The organism is Haloarcula sediminis, from assembly GCF_035656455.1.
GTDB lineage: Archaea > Halobacteriota > Halobacteria > Halobacteriales > Haloarculaceae > Haloarcula > Haloarcula sediminis.
Window position 1 is genome coordinate 217,983 of the sequence record NZ_JAYMGA010000003.1, and the last position, 12,705, is coordinate 230,687.

The following is a 12,705-nucleotide window of genomic DNA, read 5'->3' on the forward strand; positions in this document are numbered from 1 at the left end:
ATCTCTCGTGCAGTCCCATCGCCGATATACTTCTTCCGCGCGAGCCCCTATCGTGAGCCATGTCACCATACTACGCCGCGCTCTCGGACCGGCTGCTGGTCGGTGGCGGCGAGTGGACCGAGCGGCTGGTCGGGGAGACACTCGAATGTGTCGCGGCCGACCCGCGAGCCCCCGACCGGGCCCTCGTCGGCACCGTCGATTCAGGGCTCCAGCGGACGATCGACGGCGGGGAGACGTGGACGACCGCGCTGGACGCGGGGGACCGCGTGACCAGCGTCACCGTCAGCCCGCACGACCCGGCTGTACTCTGGGCCGGCACCGAGCCCAGCGCCGTCTACCGCTCAACGAACGGCGGAGAGATATGGACCGAACGCGAGGGGCTGGCCGACCTCGACTCGGCCTCGCGGTGGTCGTTCCCGCCCCGGCCACACACCCACCACGTCCGCTGGATAGCCGTGGCGCCGGACGACCCCGACCAGTTGTACGTCGCCGTCGAGGCCGGCGCGTTCGTCCGGAGCGAGGACGGCGGCGAGACGTGGCTGGACCATCCCGACGGCGGCCGCCGGGACAACCACACGCTTGCGACCCACCCGGACGCCCCCGACCGCGTCTACGCCGCCGCCGGCGACGGCTACGCGCTGTCGACCGACCGCGGCGAGACGTGGGATAGCGTCGAGCGCCGCTCGACGAAGGAGGCGAGCGGCGGCCAGCCGCGAGCCCGGACCGACCCGCAGGACGGGCTGGACCACCGGTACGTCTGGAGCGTGGCGGTCCACCCCGACGACCCCGAGACGGTCGTCGTCTCGGCGGCGGCGGGCGCGCGGTCGGCCCACTCGACCACCGGCGAGAGCTACGTCTACCGGACGACGGGCAAGGACTGGGAACGGGCGATGGACGGACTGCCCGGCCCGGACAGGCTGGCCCGAGCGGTGCTTGCGACTGACGCCGAGGCGTTCCTGGCGCTGACGAACCGCGGGCTCTTCCGGTCGGCGGCGGGGGACTCGTGGTCGCGGCTCGGGTCGTGGCCCGACGCCTTCGACCAGGTGCCCCGCGGGCTCGCGGTCGTCTAGACCGCCCCGCCGAGCAGGACGACGGGCGCGCTCGTCACCACGGTCAGGACCGCCGCCACGGCCAGAATCCACAGCGCCCGCTTGCGGTCGGCGGCGACCGCCTCGGCCTCGGCCACCGACCCAGTCGTCCCGCCCGACCCCGAGAGGTCGTAGCGAGCTAACGCGCCAAAGGCCACGCAGAAGCCGTAGTAATCCTGGACGAGACCGACCCAGCCGCCGAAGACGAAGGGCGCGGTCGCCCAGAGCGTGGTCGCCGGGAGGACATCGAGCGCGACCGCGAGCACGACGGCAACGGCGATACCGAACGACCCGATACCCGACAGCCGCCGGGCGCGGCGCTGCTCGGCGCCGATGTTGCAGACGCCGGGCTGGTACTCTGCCATGCCAGACCGTTAGTCGGCCCCCCTCTTAGCGTCTGTCCGGTACTGTCAGCCGGTAGAAATATGTCGGGCACGGTCCAACGGGCGACCATGTCGCCCCTCCTCCAGCGGCTACGGTCCCCGACGTGGCAGTACGCCATCCTCGGTGGGCTCGCATCGGTCCCGCTCACGCTCGCTCTGTATCTGCGGGCGCCCGGCACCACCTGGGACGTCTCGGGAATCGCGCTCTGTGCCCTCGCGGCCGGCTATCTGGCGAAACGGCGTGGCCTAGAGAGCACCCCGGTCGGCCTTCGGGCCGGTGCCGTCGGTGCGTTCCCGGTCCTGCTGTCGGTCGCCGAACTGGTCCCGGTTGTCCTCTCGTTCACCCAGCCCGCCTGGTTCACCGCGGTACAGCTCGCGCTTGTGACCGTCTCGGTCCCGCTACTGGTCGGGACCGCGGCGCTGGTCGGTGGCGTCGCCGGTCGGCTCGGCGGCTGGCTGGCGGAGCGGGGCGGCCACCCGCAGACCCCCGTCGGCTCGTAGCCGTCGACGGAATCGAGAAGGTATTTGCCGCCTGACACCCTCCCCGTCGGTATGCACGATGTCGTCGTCGTCGGCGCCGGCCCCGCCGGCTCGCGGTACGCCCGGCGAGCCGCCGAGAGCGGGTTGGACGTGCTCGTCTTCGAGCAGGGCGAGGTCGGTGAGCCCCTGGCCTGTTCGGGCCACGTCAGCACGGATATCTGGGAGTACACCGAGGACGCCCGCGAGACGCTGCTCCAGAACGAGATATCGGGAGCGCGCTTTCACACCGGCGGGCCTGGCAGCGACGACCATCCCTTCTACAAGGACGAGGTCATCTCGAACGTCATCGACCGCGTGGGACTGGACAGACACCTCGCCGAGCTGGCCCGCGAGGCCGGTGCCGACGTGCGGGAAGGGCACACGGTGGTAGGCGTCAGCGAGGACCGCGACGGCGTCACCGTCGACGCCCGCGGCCCCGACGGCGGCGTCGAGTCCCATCGCGCGAAGATGGTCGCCGGCTGTGACGGCCCCAAGAGCCGCGTCCGCCGGGAGCTTGGCCTGCCGGAGCCGGACGAACTGCTCCACGGGGTGCTCGGTTTCGACGAGACGCCCGACCACGGGGACTTCGTCGACGTCCACCTCACCGTCCCGACGTTCTTCGCCTGGCGCATCCCGCGGGGCGAAGCCGGCGTCGAGTACGGCCTTGCGGTGCCGCCGGGCGACGACGCCCGCGGGCGCTTCGAGGCGTTCGTCGACGGGTACGACGCCGACGTGACCCGCCGCTGTTCCGGCCTCATCCCTATCGGCCCGCCGAAGCGCGTGACTGGCAGCCGGTCGTTCCTTATCGGTGACGCCGCCGCCCAGACCAAACCGTTCACCGGCGGCGGCATCCTCTATGGGATGACCGCCGCGGACCACGCGGCCCGCGAAATCGACCCCGACGACCCCGCGACCCTTGGCGACTACGAGCGCGCCTGGCGCGAGGACCTGCGCGGCGACATCAGGCTGGGACACGCCGTACGGGCGGGCTACTCGGCGCCGAAAACGGTACAGAAAGCCGGGATGAAGGCGTTCGAGGGGGAGATCGGCGTCCACATGGACCGCCCCTCGACGCTGTTCTCGCGCGAGCAGCTGAAGGCGCTGCTGTCGCGGTCCTGATCAGTTCGCGAACTGGCCGCGCAGCCCGAGCCATACCCGCTTGTACCCGAGCATGTAGATGCCGGTGTACAGCAGGAGCAGCCCCATGCCGACCTCCCAGACCGCAAAGACCGACGGCTCCACCAGCATGTCCGCGACGCCGGCGTTCTCCGTGAGCGCGCCGACGACCGTCAGCAGGCCGGCCGCCACAGCGCTCAACACTAGCGATAGCAGTTCCGTCAGTGAACCCAGACCGTTCATCGGCGACCCTTGGCCAACGAGTGTTATAATCTTTCCGCCCGAAGCGTAACGGGTTTGTGCACCTGTTGTCTGGGCACTCGTATGGGCCAGTACCGAAGTATGGACCACGCGACGCTCGCCAAACGCGGCTTCCTGCTGGGCGTGTCCCTGTTCGTGCTCGGCGCGCTGGGCGAGTTCGTCGCACCTGTGCTGCTCGGGCCGCTGCCGGGCTGGGGAAACGTACTGTTTACTGATATGGAAGCGCTGGGTATCCTGCTGGGGCTGTTCTCGCCGCTCGTGTTCGGCATCGTCCTCCCGCTGGTCGAGTGAGCGGCCGCCGAACGTATTTAGCGTGTGCGGTGCTATCAGTTCGTATGGACGCGAGTCGGTTCACCGTCGCCTCGGCCGTCGTCGCACTGCTTGGCTGTCTGGTCGCTTTCGTCGCGCCGCTCGCGCTGGACGCCCAGCCCGGTATCCGGGGAAGCGTGACGCTCTCGGCCGTCGTCGGCGCCGTCTTTGCGGGGAAGAACTTCCTGACCGTCCGCGACCGCGGGCTTCCGAGCTTCGCCGCGGGCGTCATGGCCACCGCCCTCGGCCTGTGGCTCATCGTCGCGCCGCTGCAGTACAACATCGTCGGCGCCCCGCTGACCGCGCTCACACAGTTCGGCGGGATGTGTCTGGCGGCCTTCTCGGCGTACACCGCGCTCGTGGCCGTCGAGAGCTTCTTTGGCGACGAAGCGGACAGCTACTCGTAGGTGGGCAGTCGGGCCGAGACAGCCGACCCGTCGACGAACGGAAGCCCGGAGCGCTCGGCGGGAACCCGCTCACCGTCGATGCGAACTGTGAGGTCGCCCTCCGGGTAGTCCCAGTCGAGCGACGCCAAAGCGATGGGGCCGTCGACGGTCGGGCTGTCGACGGCCCGCGTGATCTCGCCGACGTGTTCGTCTCCGACCGAGACGGCCGCCCCGGGGTCGGGGACGGCGTCGACGGTCAGCCCGACCAGACGGGAGCCGGGGTACCCCTGGTTCTCGACGCGGGAGACGACCTCCTGGCCGACGTAACACCCCTTCTCGAAGTCCAAGGCGTTTCGGAGCCCGAGGTCGTTGGGCAGCGCCCCGTCGATTTCCGTGTCGAACAGCGGCGACCCGGCCTCCAGCGTGAGCGCCTCCCACGTGCGGTAGCCGAAGGGGACGGCGTTTAGCCCCCGGTTGACCAGCGTGTCGAAGACGCGCTCGGCGTCGTCGGCGCCACAGACCACGTCGTAGCTCTCCTCGCCGCCGAGGTTGTCGGTCCGGATGACGGAGACGCCGGCGTCGCCCAGCTCGCCGCGGTTAAAGGAGAGGGGCGCTTCGGGCGAAGCCGCCTGGTGGAGCACGCTCGCGATTTTTTCGGTCGCCTTCGGGCCGTGGACGCCGAAGACGGCGAACTCGTCCGTCGCGAGGCGGATATCGACGTCCTGAATGAACGTCTTTTCCTGCCAGTCCTCGGCGAGGGCAGCGGCCTCCTGGGGCGGAGTGAACACGAGCAGCCGCTCGCCGGCGTTGTAGACGTACATGTCCGTCTCGACGCGGCCCTGCGGGTCCAGCAGGAGGGCGTAGGTCCCCTCGCCGTCGGCCTCGGGTACGCGGTTCGAGACGGCGTTGTCGACGTAGTCGACGCGGTCCTCGCCGGTAACGACGAGGACGCCGTAGCCGAACTCGCAGACGCCGACGACGTTGCGGACCGCCCGGTGAGTCCGCTCGGGCCGGCCGTAGTGGTCGACGACGCTGCGACCGCCGACGTCACGGAACGTCGCGTCGTGGTCGGCGTGGACCCCCTCAATAACAGTCATGGGAACGGCTGGGGGCCTCGCGGCAAAAAGGGTCCCGCTCTCGTGAGCCGGGGTGGGAGGTTCGGCTTAGCGACGCCGGGCGGCGACCAGCGAGAGCAGGGCCAGTGCGGCGGCGACCGTCACCGGCGTGAAGCCGGGGCCGCTCCCGCCTGAGGTCCCGGTCGGTTCGGTGTCGGTAGGGGTGGAGTCGGGAATCGGTGTCCCGGTCAGTTCCGCCGAGGCTTCGACGACCTCGACCGTGACCTCCTCCTGAACGTCGCCGTCGTCGACGGTGAAAGTCACCGGTCCAGCCGAGTCGGTGTCGACCTCGAACTCGCCGGACGCGTCGGTGGTTCCGACCTCCTGGCCGTCCTGTGACACCGTCGCACCCTCGACGGGGTCGTCGTACTCGTCGGTGACTTCCAGCGCTATCGGGTTACCCAAGAGCACCCGGTCACGTGCCGAGATCTCGAGCCGGTCGGTCCGGTCGATGGAAACCGTAGCCACGGTGTCGCTCTCTCCGACGCTGACAGTCTGTTGCCGACGGTCGTATCCGTCGGCAGTCACGGTTACGTCGTAGTCGGTGTTGACCGGCACACGGACCGTCGCGTTGCCGTCGTCGTTAGTCTGGAGCGTCCCCGCCGACGGGACACGGACGGAGGCGTTGCGCGGCTCTGCAGGGTCGAAGTAGTCGTCGACCACCGAGACGGTGAGAAGCACCTCACCCGCTTCGATAGTGGGAGTGATCTCGGACCGGTCCCCGATAGAGACACGAGTCCGGTTCGTGAAGTAGCCCGACTTCCGGATGTGCATGCCGTAGCTACCCTGTTCGACGGGCGGCGTCGTGACGGTCCCGTTGGCACCGGTCCGCTGGTCGGTCACGTACCGGCCGCTTCGGTACAGGCGAACGCGAGCGTCCTCGACCGTCTGGTTCGCCTTGTTCCGGACCGTTATCGTGGCCGTGCCGGACTCGGAGACGGGGACCTCGACCGACTGCGCGCTGGCGTCAGTGACCGTGTAGGGGACGTTCCGGGCGTACTGGTCGTCTTCGACCTGTATCGAGACGTTCGCGCCCCGAGGGACATCAAGCAGGACCTGCCCGCTCGACGCCGTCGTCCCGTTGACCGAGCCCCCCTCCCAGGCGGCCGTCACGTCGACGCCGCCGCCAACGGAGCGACCGTCCTGGTTGACGATGGTCGCGGTGATAGTGACCTGGTCCTGCTGTGCCGAGACAGCCGCCGGGAAGGCCGCGGCCATCCCGACGAGCAGCACGATGCAGAGACCGACTGAAACGCGTGTCGAACCCATATCCGAGTGGTAACAACGGACACCCTTAAAGTATGGCTCCGCTAGAGGAGCGGTTAGCGCCCGCCTGACTCCGCGGCCACGAGCTCCTCGACGTCGGCCGGTTCGATGGGGGGCAACGGCCCGTTCATCGTCCGCGCTATCGCCGCCGCCGCCGCGCCGTAGGCCAGCGCGTCGTCGGTCGCAGCGCCGGCAGTGAGCTGCTGGAGGACGGCCCCGACCAGGGCGGCGTGCTGGCCGGCGCTGTCGATCTCCGGCGTCTCGAAGGCGTCCTGTTCGTGGAGGACGCCGTCGTGATAGCCGACGACGCCGTACTCGTTTCGGGTGAGGACGACGTGGGAGAAGTCGTAGTCGCTGGCGATGGTGTGGACGAGGTCTCGGGGCGAGCCGGTCCGGTCGAACACCGCCGCGGCACCGTCCTCGCTAGCGAACAGCAGCTCGACGGGGTCGAAGAGGTCCGACAGGGTGTCGTGGGCCGTCTCAGCGCTCCAGATGCCGGGATGGAAATCGAGGTCCATCGCCCGTAGCCCGGGGGTCGAGCGGAGCAGGGCTCCGGCGGTCTCGGCCGCCTCGTCGGACAGGGCCGCCATCGACCCCGTCGTGAAGACCGCGTCGGCCTCTTGGATGCGACCCACCGGGAAGTCACCCGGGGACACCGTCGCCATCGCCGTATCGCTCCGGTCCTGAAGCAGTCGTGACTCCCGGGGCGGGGCCCCACTCTCGTGGAACGTCAGCCCCTGGCGCCCGGTCTCGGGGTCGGCCCAGTCGATGTCGGTCTCCAGCCCGTGTTCGTGGAGTTCGGCAACGGCGCGACGGCCAAGCGGCGTGTCAGCGAGCTTCGAGAGCCAGACGGCGTCGGCGCCAAGCCGGCCGGCGACGGCCGCCGCGTTGCTGGATATCCCGTCGACGGACAGCCCGACTTCCCGGGCGGTCTCGAACCGCTCTCCCTCGCGTGTCGCGAAGCGGAGGGCCGTATCACCGAAGGAAACGATTGACATGTCCCGCCCATAGACAGACTGGGGGTTTAGTTCACCCGGCTGTTTCAGGTTGTTACCCGACCTTCTCGGTGACGCGGAACTCCGTCGGCGGCACGAGGATGCCGGCGACGGTGCCCATCGAGTGGACGACGGTGACGAGCGGGGCAAGCGGCACCGCGGCGGCCAGGGCGAGCTTGCCCCGGCCGTAGTAGCGGACGCCGCGGAGATACCAGAACAGCGTCAACGCACCGAGCAGCAGTGAGACGGTGGCAAACAGGCCACCGGCGCCGACGCCGACGCCCAGCAGCGACAGCGGGACGACCACCAGCGTCACCACCGGCGAGAGCGCCCACGCGTAGTTGCGCACGCGGGTCAACAGCTGGTAGCCAAGCGGGAGGGCGGTCGAGGCCTCGACGTTGCCCGCGGCCCACCGGCGGCGCTGTTGGACGATCTCGGTCAGCGACGGCGGGGCCTCGTTCCGGCAGGTGGCCGTCGCCAGCTCGAAGTCGATGTCGAACTGCTGGGCGGCCGTCCAGACGAAAGCGGTGTCCTCGACCAGCGTCTCGCGGTCCCAGGTCACCGCATCCTCGAGGTCGCTCCGAACGGCGATGCCGCCGCCCCACGCGAACAGCGGGATAGAGAGCCGGGCGAAGGCGCGCTGTTCTACCTGGACGCCCATCCGGTAGACATCGGCCAGATAGGTCCAGACAGACCCCGTCCGGCGGGGCTGTTCGCGCAGCTGGACGATATCGGCGTCGGGCAGCCCCTCGAATGAGTCGACGATGCTGTCCTCGTCCAGATACAGCACGTACTCGCGCTCGCAGTCCAGCGTCCGTCGGGCCCACTCGATGGCCCGGCCCTTCCGGACCGCCTCGCAGTCGAACGCCTCGGGGACGACGTGGACCGCCGCCCCGGCTACGTCGATGTCCGCCTCGGCGATGACGTGGACGTCGTCGAGTTCGTCCGGCAGCGAGTCGACGGTTCGCTGGACCACCGCGGCGGCGTCGACGGTCAGGATACGGACCTGGATGTCGTCGCCGCCGTGGGCGGGGGCGGGCGCCTCGTACCCCCGCCCGACCACGTAGGTCAACACCACCCAGACGAGGGCGGTCCCGGTAAAGAGGAGGGTAGTCCCCCACAGCAGGTAGTCGAACAGCTGGCGCCAGTCGACGACACCGAAAGCCAGCGACGGCAGTAGCGTCGCGACGGCGGCGACGACAAAGAGGCCGCCGACCCCGGTCAGTGTGATTCGCTCGGTCTTCATCGTACCCGGTACCGGGGGGTCCACCCACTTCATGCGGGCCGACGGTCAGGTCGTCTTCGGACCGTTTTCGGCCCAGTTAACGCCGCTTGAACCGAATAAACCGGGCTAAAGGGTAGCAGACGCGGTTCCGGAGGCGCGACGGGAGAGACGGGTCGAACGCCGGCCTCGCGCGACGTGGCCCGCGGTCACGTCCGGAACGACTGCCGACCCTCGCGAACGCTGGGCGTTCGCTCACTTCCGAGAGACGCGGAGCGCCTCCCGACTTTCGCGGCGTCGGAGACGCCGCTCAATCCCGGCGGCCGGCGTGCACGCCCGCGGCGCTATTGCCGGCGGCCGGCGTGCCCCGGATAATCCCGTTCGAACCGGTCTTCGAGTTCGTCGAAGTCGACCTCGATGACCGTCGGCCGGCCGTGGGGGCAGGCGTAGGGGTTCTCGCAGTCGTCCAGCGCCGCGAGCAGGTCCCGGACCGAGCCCTCAGTGAGTGACGTGTTGCCGGTGACCGAGGGGTAACAGGCCAGATCGCCCAGCAGTTCGTCGGCGGCGGCCTCGACGGTGGTCGCGGCCTCGCTCTCCCCGCCGACGAAGGCACTCAGAACGTCACGGACGATGTCGGGACCGGCGGCGTCGGCGATGACCCCGGGCAGCGTGCGCACCTCGACGGTCCGCTCGCCGGTGCGGGCGGTGTGAAAGCCCAGGCTGGCCAGGGCGTCGCTGCGCTCGTCGAAGACGGCGGCCTCCCGGGCCGTGAGTTCGAGTTCGACCGGGTCGGCCAGCGCCTGCGTCGTCGTCTCGCCCGAAAAGTCCCGCTTGAGCCGCTCGTAGTTGACCCGCTCGTCGGCGGCGTGCTGGTCTATCAGGACGAGTCCGTCGTCGGTCTCGGCGACGACATAGGTGTCGTGCAGTTGCCCGAGTATCCGCATCGCGGGCAGCGTGTCGTGGCTCGTCTCGGGCGCGTCGCCCAGCCGCGTCTGGTCGTGCCCGCCGGAGAACTTCCGCTCCGGGTCGGGCGACGCGTCGGTGTCGCTCGTGGGCGACTCGTCAGTCGTCGCCGGCTCGCTCCCCGAGGACGGCCGTGCCCCGTCGCTGGCGGGCGCTGCCGACGCCGACGGGTCCGTCGTTGCACCCGAACCGGTGGTGTCCGGCGTGGGTTGGGTATCGGCCGACGCCGGTGTCGTCGACGTTGGGTCGGTTACAGGGTGCTCGTCGTCCGGCTCCGTCGACCCACCGCGTCCACCGCCCCCGCTCGGGGCCGACGGCGCTGAGTCGCTGTCCGCGCCGCTCGCGGTCGAGCTCCCCGCGGCCGAATCGATTGCCTCCGATTCGCTGCCCGACCGTTCCGGTGCAATCTCGGTCTGTTCGGGCTGTGAACGGCCCCTCGGAGCCGTCGAGCGCAGTAGCCCCTCCTCTAAGAGAGCGTCTTCGACGGCAGTACGGACCTGCTCGTGGACGCCCTCGTCGTCGACGAATCGGACCTCCATCTTGCGCGGGTGGACATTGACGTCCACGTCGCCCGCCGGAACTTCGAGAAAGAGGACGGCAAAGGGGTAGCGGTCGGGCGCTATCTGTGTCCCGTAGGCGTCGACAACGGCGTCGTGGGCGGTCTTGGCCCGGACGTAGCGGCCGTTGACGTACGTCGAGAGGTACTCCCGACCCGCGCGGGTCGTCTCGGGGTGGGAGACCAGCCCGGTGACGCCGTCTAGTGGACCGTCCGGTAACTCGTCACCGTCGACTCGTATCATGGATTCGGCCACTTCACGCCCGTAGACCGACATCACCGTCTCCCGTAGGTCGCCCTGTCCCGTCGTGGCGAACGTCTCGCGGCCGTCGTGTTCGAGGGTGACGGCCACGTCGGGGTTGGCCAGTGCGTAGCTCGTGACGATGGTGTTGACGTGGGCAAACTCCGTCGCGGCCTGTTTGAGGTACTTCCGGCGGGCGGGGACGTTGTAGAACAGGTCCTCGATTTCGATGGTCGTCCCCTCGGGACAGCCCGCCGGGCCGACCGACGTGACCTCGCCGCCCTCGACGACGAGTTCGGTGCCCGCCGAGCCCTCGCGCGGGCGCGTGACAATCGTCAGTCTTGACACCGCGCCGATGGCGTGCAAGGCCTCTCCCCGGAAACCGAGCGTCCCGACGCCGCCCTCCAGGTCCTCGATGTCCCGTATCTTGGAGGTCGTATGTTGCTCGACGGCGCGCTCGACGGCCTCGCGGTCCATCCCGACGCCGTCGTCGGTGACACGGATGCCCCCGCGGCCGCCGTCTGCGACGCTCACCGTGACCCGGTCGGCGTCGGCGTCGATGGCGTTCTCGACCAGCTCCTTTACCACCGAGGCCGGCCGCTCGACGACCTCGCCGGCGGCGATGCGCTCGACGGTTCGCTCGTCGAGTTGCCGGATGTCTCCTGGCTCCCCCATGCTCTTGTGTCCGGTAACGGACCGGCCGACTTGAGGCTGTCCCAGCAGACAGTGTCGTGTCAACAATTAACACTCTGGAGGCCGTATGGACTGACGGTGAGCGAGTATGTGTCACCACAGAGGCGACATCCCTGAGGAATTGCCCGACTGGACGGCGGAGCGAGTGGACGACAAAGCCGAGGAAGCGACCGACGACGAGGAACTGCCCGAGTTCCTCAACGAGGACGGGGACGAAGTGTCAGTGTTGACCGACGGGTCGGGAACTGAGTAACGCTCCAGTCGCTCTTTTCGAACCGTACACTGAAGTACCGGCCTGCGGTGGGTCCGACAATGGAGCAGTACGACCGCCTCTACGAGCTCTACGAGACGGTGGACACGGAGACAGTGCGGGCCTATCAGGAACTTGTCGATCTCTTCCCGCCGCTGCGGTCAACCGTCGGGCTGAGCCAGTGGGAGAGCGCCCGGACGGAGCTGGACGAACGGAAGTCGGCCATCGCCGAGCGGTACAGCGAGCCCTACGCGGAACTCGCCGCGCATCTGACGCGTGAGGAAGCCTTCACCGCGCTTGACCTGTACTCGAAGTACGACCGGACGGTGAACGTTCTCGTGTTGGACGTCGACGAGACGCTCCGGTCGGCCGGCGACACGGACAACGAGATACCCCGCCCGACGCTGCACCTGCTGACGGAGTTCCACGAGCGCGGGATACCCATCGTCGTCTGTACCGGCCAGACCCTGGAGAACGTCAAGGGGTTCATGATACAGGGGCTGGGCAACGACATCGTCGAGTCGGGGTCGTTGAGCGTCGTCTACGAGACGGGCAACGCGGTGTTCACGCCGAACCACGGGACCGACACCAAGCGGCTGCTGTACGAGGGGCTGGACCGGGTCATCGTCGAGACGTTCGACGACGTGCGCGGGCGCGTCCTCTCGGAGGCCCCCGACGCCGTCCGGCGGGGCTGTCACCTGCAGGGCAACGAGTTCAACGTGACAATCAAGCCCAACGCCGAGGTCGGTAGCGAGCGGGCCGTCGCGGTCATCGACGAGGCCATCCGCTACTTCTGTGGGCTCGTCGGCGAGGCACTGGCCGACGCGGTCGACGCGGACGTGGCCGACCCCGCGCTGCTCGCGCGGACCCACTTCGCGAACGACCCCGAGATAGCGAGAGTGCTTGACGAGGGGGACGTGGCCCGCGACGGCGACCCGGCCAGCGCGCCCGAGCCGTTCACCGACGCGCTGGAGCGTCTCGACGTGGGCTACTACGAGGGCGACGCCGCCGAGCTCGTCAGCCTCGAACTGGACAAACCCACCGGCGTCAGGGAGGCTCTGGACGTGCTCGGCATCGAGGACCCGTTCGGGCTGGCGATGGGCGACTCCAAGAGCGACCTGCGGGTGATGGAGTGGCTGGCCGAGACCGACCGGGGCATCGCCGCGGCGCCGGAACACGCCTCCGAGACCGTGCTGGACCACGTCAACGACCGGGACGAGCTGGTGTATGCGGCCGGCGAAGCGAACACCGTCCTCCGTATCGTCTACGGGATGGAGCTGCTGGCGGCGCTCGACGGGGTGTAGGCCCCAAACGGTTAGACCGCCTAGACCCTATATCCGAT

Annotated in this window: 14 protein-coding genes; 7 read left to right on the plus strand and 7 right to left on the minus strand. The window is 69.2% G+C overall.

Annotated features, from left to right (window positions below; genetic code table 11):
• Positions 1–59: 59 nt before the first annotated feature.
• Positions 60–1,070: a WD40/YVTN/BNR-like repeat-containing protein gene (locus tag VJ162_RS07775; protein WP_324663493.1), complete on the plus strand. Its 1,011-nt coding sequence runs from the start codon at positions 60–62 to the stop codon at positions 1,068–1,070.
• Here VJ162_RS07775 and VJ162_RS07780 read toward each other — a convergent pair.
• Entirely contained in the window at positions 1,067–1,453 is a 387-nt protein-coding gene (locus VJ162_RS07780; protein WP_324663494.1) for a hypothetical protein, read from the minus strand. The genes VJ162_RS07775 and VJ162_RS07780 overlap by 4 nt on opposite strands.
• 87 nt (positions 1,454–1,540) lie before the next feature.
• Between VJ162_RS07780 and VJ162_RS07785 the strand changes: the two genes are divergently transcribed.
• Positions 1,541–1,972, plus strand: coding sequence for a DUF5518 domain-containing protein (locus tag VJ162_RS07785; protein WP_324663495.1), 432 nt, complete (start codon positions 1,541–1,543; stop codon positions 1,970–1,972).
• A 51-nt stretch (positions 1,973–2,023) separates the two neighbouring features.
• On the plus strand, positions 2,024–3,109 hold the full coding sequence (locus tag VJ162_RS07790) for a geranylgeranyl reductase family protein (RefSeq protein ID WP_324663497.1): 1,086 nt from the start codon (positions 2,024–2,026) through the stop codon (positions 3,107–3,109).
• Here VJ162_RS07790 and VJ162_RS07795 read toward each other — a convergent pair whose 3' ends face one another.
• Positions 3,110–3,349 carry a hypothetical protein gene (locus VJ162_RS07795; RefSeq protein ID WP_324663498.1) on the minus strand — a complete coding sequence of 80 codons (240 nt, stop codon included), beginning with the start codon at positions 3,347–3,349 and terminating at the stop codon, positions 3,110–3,112.
• Between the two features lie 81 nt (positions 3,350–3,430).
• On the opposite strand from VJ162_RS07795, the gene VJ162_RS07800 reads away from it, so the two are divergent.
• Together VJ162_RS07800 and VJ162_RS07805 are read left to right on the plus strand one after the other, a co-directional pair.
• Positions 3,431–3,658, plus strand: coding sequence for a DUF7860 family protein (locus VJ162_RS07800; RefSeq protein WP_324663500.1), 228 nt, complete (start codon positions 3,431–3,433; stop codon positions 3,656–3,658).
• 44 nt (positions 3,659–3,702) lie between these two features.
• Positions 3,703–4,083 carry a hypothetical protein gene (locus tag VJ162_RS07805; protein ID WP_324663501.1) on the plus strand — a complete coding sequence of 127 codons (381 nt, stop codon included), beginning with the start codon at positions 3,703–3,705 and terminating at the stop codon, positions 4,081–4,083.
• Here the strand turns inward: VJ162_RS07805 and ygfZ are convergent.
• From ygfZ to mutL, 5 genes are all read right to left on the minus strand, one after another.
• Positions 4,074–5,159: a CAF17-like 4Fe-4S cluster assembly/insertion protein YgfZ gene (gene ygfZ / locus VJ162_RS07810; RefSeq protein WP_324663503.1), complete on the minus strand. Its 1,086-nt coding sequence runs from the start codon at positions 5,157–5,159 to the stop codon at positions 4,074–4,076. The genes VJ162_RS07805 and ygfZ overlap by 10 nt on opposite strands.
• Positions 5,160–5,225: 66 nt before the next feature.
• Entirely contained in the window at positions 5,226–6,446 is a 1,221-nt protein-coding gene (locus VJ162_RS07815) for a PGF-CTERM sorting domain-containing protein (protein ID WP_324663504.1), read from the minus strand.
• A gap of 53 nt (positions 6,447–6,499) precedes the next feature.
• Positions 6,500–7,441: a carbohydrate kinase family protein gene (locus VJ162_RS07820; RefSeq protein ID WP_324663505.1), complete on the minus strand. Its 942-nt coding sequence runs from the start codon at positions 7,439–7,441 to the stop codon at positions 6,500–6,502.
• A gap of 52 nt (positions 7,442–7,493) precedes the next feature.
• Positions 7,494–8,684 carry a glycosyltransferase family 2 protein gene (locus tag VJ162_RS07825; protein WP_407066844.1) on the minus strand — a complete coding sequence of 397 codons (1,191 nt, stop codon included), beginning with the start codon at positions 8,682–8,684 and terminating at the stop codon, positions 7,494–7,496.
• A gap of 320 nt (positions 8,685–9,004) precedes the next feature.
• Positions 9,005–11,095: a DNA mismatch repair endonuclease MutL gene (mutL, locus tag VJ162_RS07830; RefSeq protein WP_324663507.1), complete on the minus strand. Its 2,091-nt coding sequence runs from the start codon at positions 11,093–11,095 to the stop codon at positions 9,005–9,007.
• A 106-nt stretch (positions 11,096–11,201) separates the two neighbouring features.
• Between mutL and VJ162_RS07835 the strand changes: the two genes are divergently transcribed.
• Together VJ162_RS07835 and VJ162_RS07840 are read left to right on the plus strand one after the other, a co-directional pair.
• Positions 11,202–11,366 (plus strand): hypothetical protein, encoded by a 165-nt coding sequence (locus VJ162_RS07835; protein ID WP_324663509.1) that lies wholly within the window; start codon positions 11,202–11,204, stop codon positions 11,364–11,366.
• 59 nt (positions 11,367–11,425) lie between these two features.
• Positions 11,426–12,667 carry an HAD family hydrolase gene (locus VJ162_RS07840; RefSeq protein WP_324663510.1) on the plus strand — a complete coding sequence of 414 codons (1,242 nt, stop codon included), beginning with the start codon at positions 11,426–11,428 and terminating at the stop codon, positions 12,665–12,667.
• Positions 12,668–12,705: the final 38 nt, after the last annotated feature.

What these genes read in the sequence shown, in the direction of transcription:
- VJ162_RS07795 (WP_324663498.1), bottom strand. Translation starts at nt 3,349, where the DNA reads ATGAACGGTCTGGGTTCACTGACGGAACTGCTATCGCTAGTGTTGAGC.
- VJ162_RS07820 (WP_324663505.1), bottom strand. Translation starts at nt 7,441, where the DNA reads ATGTCAATCGTTTCCTTCGGTGATACGGCCCTCCGCTTCGCGACACGC.
- VJ162_RS07775 (WP_324663493.1), top strand. Translation starts at nt 60, where the DNA reads ATGTCACCATACTACGCCGCGCTCTCGGACCGGCTGCTGGTCGGTGGC.
- mutL (WP_324663507.1), bottom strand. Translation starts at nt 11,095, where the DNA reads ATGGGGGAGCCAGGAGACATCCGGCAACTCGACGAGCGAACCGTCGAG.
- VJ162_RS07785 (WP_324663495.1), top strand. Translation starts at nt 1,541, where the DNA reads ATGTCGCCCCTCCTCCAGCGGCTACGGTCCCCGACGTGGCAGTACGCC.
- ygfZ (WP_324663503.1), bottom strand. Translation starts at nt 5,159, where the DNA reads ATGACTGTTATTGAGGGGGTCCACGCCGACCACGACGCGACGTTCCGT.
- VJ162_RS07840 (WP_324663510.1), top strand. Translation starts at nt 11,426, where the DNA reads ATGGAGCAGTACGACCGCCTCTACGAGCTCTACGAGACGGTGGACACG.
- VJ162_RS07835 (WP_324663509.1), top strand. Translation starts at nt 11,202, where the DNA reads ATGTGTCACCACAGAGGCGACATCCCTGAGGAATTGCCCGACTGGACG.
- VJ162_RS07825 (WP_407066844.1), bottom strand. Translation starts at nt 8,684, where the DNA reads ATGAAGACCGAGCGAATCACACTGACCGGGGTCGGCGGCCTCTTTGTC.
- VJ162_RS07800 (WP_324663500.1), top strand. Translation starts at nt 3,431, where the DNA reads ATGGGCCAGTACCGAAGTATGGACCACGCGACGCTCGCCAAACGCGGC.
- VJ162_RS07805 (WP_324663501.1), top strand. Translation starts at nt 3,703, where the DNA reads ATGGACGCGAGTCGGTTCACCGTCGCCTCGGCCGTCGTCGCACTGCTT.
- VJ162_RS07790 (WP_324663497.1), top strand. Translation starts at nt 2,024, where the DNA reads ATGCACGATGTCGTCGTCGTCGGCGCCGGCCCCGCCGGCTCGCGGTAC.
- VJ162_RS07815 (WP_324663504.1), bottom strand. Translation starts at nt 6,446, where the DNA reads ATGGGTTCGACACGCGTTTCAGTCGGTCTCTGCATCGTGCTGCTCGTC.
- VJ162_RS07780 (WP_324663494.1), bottom strand. Translation starts at nt 1,453, where the DNA reads ATGGCAGAGTACCAGCCCGGCGTCTGCAACATCGGCGCCGAGCAGCGC.